Source organism: Streptomyces sp. DvalAA-14 (assembly GCF_900091855.1).
Classification (GTDB): domain Bacteria; phylum Actinomycetota; class Actinomycetes; order Streptomycetales; family Streptomycetaceae; genus Actinacidiphila.
Genome location: NZ_FMCH01000127.1, coordinates 1 through 5,235, shown reverse-complemented (window position 1 = coordinate 5,235; position 5,235 = coordinate 1). Strand labels below are relative to the sequence as shown.

The following is a 5,235-nucleotide window of genomic DNA, read 5'->3' as shown; positions in this document are numbered from 1 at the left end:
GAGGACCCGGGAGCGGCGCTGGAGCGCGCGGTGGGCGAACTGCCGGATCTGGCCGCGCGGCCCGGGGTGCACTCGGTCGCCCTCGCGGTCGACCCGCGCCACTGGGAACTGCTGCGCTTCACCCTCTGGCAGGAAACGGCCCCCGAGGAGCCCGGCGCCGACCGCTACCGGGTGCTGCACCTGTCCCGCCCCGAACTCGACGCGATCGGGACGGGCCGGCAGTGGTGAGCGGTGGCGTCATCGCGTGTCCCGGGGCCCGCCGGGCGGCCGGCCGCGGGACGCGCCTCAGGCCCGGGCCGGTTCGCCGCCCAGCGTGAGTTCGGCGACGACCGCGGCGTGGTCGGAGGGTTGCACGCCGTCCACCGGGAGGTGCCCGGCGCGGCGGGCGGTGCGGATGACGCCCCGCCCGTCCGGCTCCGGGGCGCCGACGAGGATGTAGTCGATGCAGCTCTGCTCGCGGCCGAAGGTGACCGCGTCCTGGCGGGCCAGGTTCCAGGTGCCCCGGGGCAGCCCCGGGTCGGCGAACCGCCAGGCGTCCAGCAGCACCAGGCCCCGGGCGGCGGGCGCGCACTGGTAGCCGCGGATCAGCCGGACCTCGTCGAAGTCGGGCTCGGCGTTGAAGTCGCCGGTGAGTACCGGCGGATAGGCGCCGCGGGCGCGCTCGACGACGAAGGCGGCCACCTCGCGGACCTGTGCGCAGCGGACCGCGGACTCGTCGAGGCCCGAGTTGAGGTGGGTGGTGAAGAAGGGCAGCGGTCCGCCGGGCACGTCGATGGACGCGTACAGGGCGGTCTTGCCGTCGTCGGGGTGGTCGCCGGCGGGCAGCCGCCGCTCGGCCGTCTCCAGCAGCGGGTAGCGGCTGAGCACCGCGATCCCGACGTCCACCGAGGTGTCGCCGCCGTTGCGCTTGTGCCAGCGGTCCTGCACCGGCGAGCGGGACCAGGCCCAGTGCATGCCGAGGCGGTCCGCCAGCCAGCCGGCCAGGTTCTCGGCGGGCTCGGCGCCCTCGGCGCTCCCCCACACCTCCTGCAGACCCAGGATGTCGGGGCGTTCGCGCTCCAGCGTGCGGGCGATCGCCTCGCGGCGCCGCTCCCAGCCGCCGAACCGCCACCACAGGTTCCAGGTCATCACACGAACCGTCCCGCTTGCGTCCACGCGCCGCCGCTCCTCACCACGCTGGGTACCACCTGATCACGCCGGCCGGCGCCGAAGGGACACCTACCCCGGGTGATCATCCCGAACGGTGCCGCGCACGCGGGGACCTGCGTCCCGGCGGGCTTGTGTCGTCCCGGTGGCGGCCGGCGGAGCCGACCGTACCGCCCGGCGTTCAGAGCCGTTCGGGCGCCTCTTCGCGCTGGTCGCTGACGCGGCGGTAGAGGGCCTGGGCCTCGGCGGTGCGGCCGAGTTGGGCCAGGCAGCGGGCTTCGTCGTTGCGGCTGGTGAGGGTGTCGGGGTGGGCCGGGCCCAGGACCTGCTCGCGGGCCTCGGCGACCTCGTGGTAGACGGTGAGCGCCCCGGCCCAGCGGCCGAGCCAGCCCAGGCCCACCGCGATCTCGCGTTTGCTGACCAGGGTGTCCGGGTGGCCGGCGCCGAGCAGCCGTTCGCGGACGGCCGCGACGTCGCGCGCCTCGGCCAGGGCGCGGTCCCACTGGCCGAGCAGCCCGAGGTTGACGCCGAGGGCGTGCCGGACCCGCAGGGTCTGCGGATCGGCGGAGCCGACGGTGCGGGTCAAGGCGGCCACCAGTTCCTCGAACAGGGCGAGCGCGTCCGCGCTGCGGCCCAGGCGGCCCAGGCAGATGCCGATCTCGTAGCGGGCCGCCAGCGTGTCGGGGTGGTCGGGGCCGAGCGTCCGGGCGCGGGCCTCGGCGACCTCGCGGTAGGTCTCCAGCGCCTCCGCCGAGCGGCCGGTGCGGGCCAGCGCGTGCCCGACCTCGAAGCGGGTCACCAGGGTCCGCGGGTCGTCGGGGCCCAGCACCCGGGTGCGGGCCTCGGCCACCTGGACCGCGGTGGTGTAGACCTCCTCCGTGCGGCCGAGCAGCCCGAGGTTGACGCCGAGGTTGTGCTTGCACTGCAAGGTGTCGGGGTCGTCGGGGCCGGCGGTGCGTTCGCGGGCGGCGAGCACCGCGGAGTACTCCTGGTGGGCCTCCAGATGGCGGCCGAGCCGGCCCAGTTCGTACGCCGCCTCCTGCCGGGCCACCAGGGTGTCGGGGTCGTCGGGGCCCAGGACGCGGCGGCGGGCCTCCGCCACGTACTCGTACATCCGCAGGCCCTCCTCGGTGCGGCCGAGCCGGGTCAGGCAGTAGGCGGCCTCGTGGCGGCTGGCCAGGGTGTCGGGGTGTTCGCTGCCCTGTGCCCGGTCGCGGGCGGCGGCCACCGAGGTGTGCAGCTCGTACGCCTGCTGCCAGTTGCCGACCCGGCCCAGGTCGATGGCCTCGGCGTGCCGGGCGGCCAGCGCGGCGAGTGCGTCCGGGCTCGCCTCGACGGCCACCGGGCGGGTGGACCAGGCGGCGGTGAGTTCGTGGTGCGGCGGGGCGCTGATGCGGTGGGCCCGGGTGGAGCGGGCGGGGCTGCCGGTGGTGAGCTCTCGGGCCCAGTCCGGCAGGGGGGCGGGGACTGCCGGGCGGGTGGCCGCGCCGACCCCCGCGCGCATGGCCTTGAGCCGGCCGGCGACGTCGGCGGCGTCCTGCGGCCGGTCCTCGGGGTCCTTGGCCAGCAGGTCCAAGATGAGCCGTTCGAGCTCCTCCGGCAGTTCCGGGCGGGTCAGGCGCGGCGGCTCGGGCACGTTGTCGCGGTGGCCGACCAGGATCGACCAGGCGTCGCCCAGGTCGAACGGCGGCGCCCCGGTGGCCAGTTCGTAGAGCACGCAGCCCAGCGAGTACAAGTCGCTGCGGTGGTCGACCTCGGAGGCGTCGATCTGCTCGGGTGACATGTAGTGCGGCGTGCCCATCGCGACACCGCTGCCGGTGAGACGGGAGGTGAAGCCGATGTCGTGGCCCAGGCGGGCGATGCCGAAGTCGCAGATCTTCACCGTGCCGTCGGGGAGCCGGATGATGTTGGCCGGCTTCAGGTCGCGGTGCACCACCCCTTGGGCGTGGGTGTAGGCGAGCGCGTCGGCGACCTGCTCGGCGATGTCGGTGATGTCCGGGACCGGCAGTGGATTGCGGCCGGCGTCGTCCAGGGTCTGGAGCAGGTTGCGGCCGTCGAGCATCTCCATGACCAGGAAGAGCACCCCGTCGTGCTCGCCGAAGTCGTGCACGACGGTGATGCCGCGATGCTGGAGCGCGGCCGCGACCCGGGCCTCGCGGCGGAAGCGCTCCTGCAGGACCCGGGTGAAGCCGGCGTCGCCGGAATGCCCGGCGGGTTTCAGGCATTTCACCGCGACCCGGCGGCCGAGCGACTCGTCCAGCGCACGCCAGACCTCTCCCATCCCGCCCCGGCCGATCAGCTCGTGCAGCCGGTAGCGGCCCTGGATCAGAGCGCTGTCCGTCCCGTTGTCGTCCGGTATTCCGGTCACCGGTGTCAGATGTCCTTCGTGATGTCCAGCCACCATCGCGCGCCGCCGCCCCCGTGCCTCTCGGTGCCTCCGCTGTCCCAGTATGGCCGCGACCGGGGACGTGCGGGACAGCGCATCAGGGCATTTCGGGTCCCGGGGCCGGCAGGCGGTACGCCGACGGGTGGGTGCCGGGGCCGAGTCGTCCGACCGCCTTGAGAATGTGGCCGGGCGGCAACTGCCAGCGGACCGTGGCCGGTATCGCCCGCAGCGCCCGCCCGGTGGCGCGCAGCCGGCGGTCGGTGGCGGTCTGCGACGGCCCAGGCCCGCCGCCGTACAGCGTGTGGGCGTAGGCCGGCAGGCTGGCGAAGGCGGCGCCGGCCAGGGTCCGCCAGAACGCCAACCGTACCGGCAGCAGGACAGTGGGCACCGGCGGCGCCTTGAGGAAGCGGAGCACCTCGAGTGCCTCGGGGGTGGCTTCGAGTTCCGGGCGGACCCGGTCGAAGTAGCGGGCGAGTCCCGCGGTGTCGGCGGGGACATCGGCCGGGTCGAGGCCGACCAGCCGGGCTGCCCGGCGCTGTTCGTCCACATAGGCGTCGGCGTGGGCGTCGGTCAGCGGGAAGCCGGAGCGGCGGGCGACGTGCAGGTACGAGTCGATCTCGGCGCAGTGCACCCAGAGCAGCAAGTCGGGGTCGTCGACGCCGAATCGCTTCCCCGTGTCGGGTCGGTTCCCGACAGCCTGCGGTGGATGCCCCGGATCCGGGCGCCGGCGCGTTCGGCGGCCGGGGTGGTGCCGTAGGTGATCTCGCCGACGAACGACGCGGTGCGCAGCAGGCGGCCCCACGCGTCACGGCGGAAGTCGGAGTTCTGCACGACGCCGCGCACCGCCCGCGGGTGCAGCGCCTGCAGATAAAGGGCGCGGACACCGCCGATCCACATGACGGGATCGCCGTGCATCTGCCAGGTCACCGAGTCGGGTCCGAACAGTCCGGGGTCCGCGTCACGCATGGCCGCCTCCTTCGTCCGCTCCACGGTAGTCCCCGCCGGCCGCGGGCCGGCCTCCGCTGCCAGGTCCACGGCCCGGTCCTGCTGCACTCCTGCCGCGGTCCCGGCCCGGTCCCGGCCAGGTCCGGGAGGGCCCGCCGACACCCCCGCCCCGGCGGAGCCGGATTTCGCCGCCGCCGTGGGCGATACTGCGATTGCGCTGGTGGGCGGCCTGTCCACCGGCCCGCGGACGAACGCGAGGACGTACACACGCATGGCCGACGGGCAGGACAACCACCGCGACAGCGACCCGGGCGAGCCGCGGCGGCTGCCGCCGGGGACGGAGGCCGGGGCGGACGCGGGGGTGGTCCCGGCCGGAGCGGCGGGGCCGGCCGTGCGGCGCCCGGCCCGCCACCGGGTCGCGCGCTGGGTGACCCTGGGTCTGTCCATGGCGGTGCTGCTGACCGCGGGCACGGGCGCCTTCGTCTATCTGCGGCTGAACGGCAATCTGCGGGACCTGCCGCTGTTCGGCGGGATCGGGGACGCCGGCACCGAGCGGCCGGACTCCTTCGGCCGCACCCCGGTCAACGTGCTGGTGATCGGCTCCGACACCCGTTCGGACCCGGCGGACTGCCGGCTCGGCGGCGACTGCGGCCCGGGGCAGAACGCCGACGTCGAGATGGTGCTGCACATCGCCGCGGACCGCTCGCACGCCTCTGTGCTCAGCCATCCCCCGCGACACCGTGATGCGGCTGCCGGCC

General features: G+C 75.1%; 3 protein-coding genes and 2 pseudogenes. 2 read left to right on the top strand and 3 right to left on the bottom strand.

The genetic code is table 11. From position 1 onward, the window contains the following. Positions 1-228 (top strand): DUF4865 family protein (locus tag GA0115240_RS05895; protein ID WP_141708740.1); only part of this gene is annotated, 228 nt, incomplete at its 5' end. 57 nt (positions 229-285) lie between these two features. On the opposite strand, the gene GA0115240_RS05890 is transcribed toward GA0115240_RS05895, so the two are convergent. The 3 genes and pseudogenes from GA0115240_RS05890 to GA0115240_RS05880 form a co-directional block, all read right to left on the bottom strand. Further along, positions 286-1,128 (bottom strand): endonuclease/exonuclease/phosphatase family protein, encoded by an 843-nt coding sequence (locus tag GA0115240_RS05890; protein WP_093735592.1) that lies wholly within the window; start codon positions 1,126-1,128, stop codon positions 286-288. A gap of 199 nt (positions 1,129-1,327) precedes the next feature. After that, positions 1,328-3,514 carry a serine/threonine-protein kinase gene (locus tag GA0115240_RS05885; protein WP_256069566.1) on the bottom strand — a complete coding sequence of 729 codons (2,187 nt, stop codon included), beginning with the start codon at positions 3,512-3,514 and terminating at the stop codon, positions 1,328-1,330. 115 nt (positions 3,515-3,629) lie between these two features. Continuing rightward, a pseudogene (locus tag GA0115240_RS05880) lies at positions 3,630-4,498 on the bottom strand (oxygenase MpaB family protein). Between the two features lie 250 nt (positions 4,499-4,748). On the opposite strand from GA0115240_RS05880, the pseudogene GA0115240_RS36070 reads away from it, so the two are divergent. After that, positions 4,749-5,235: pseudogene (locus tag GA0115240_RS36070) on the top strand (transcriptional regulator); the annotation flags it as partial.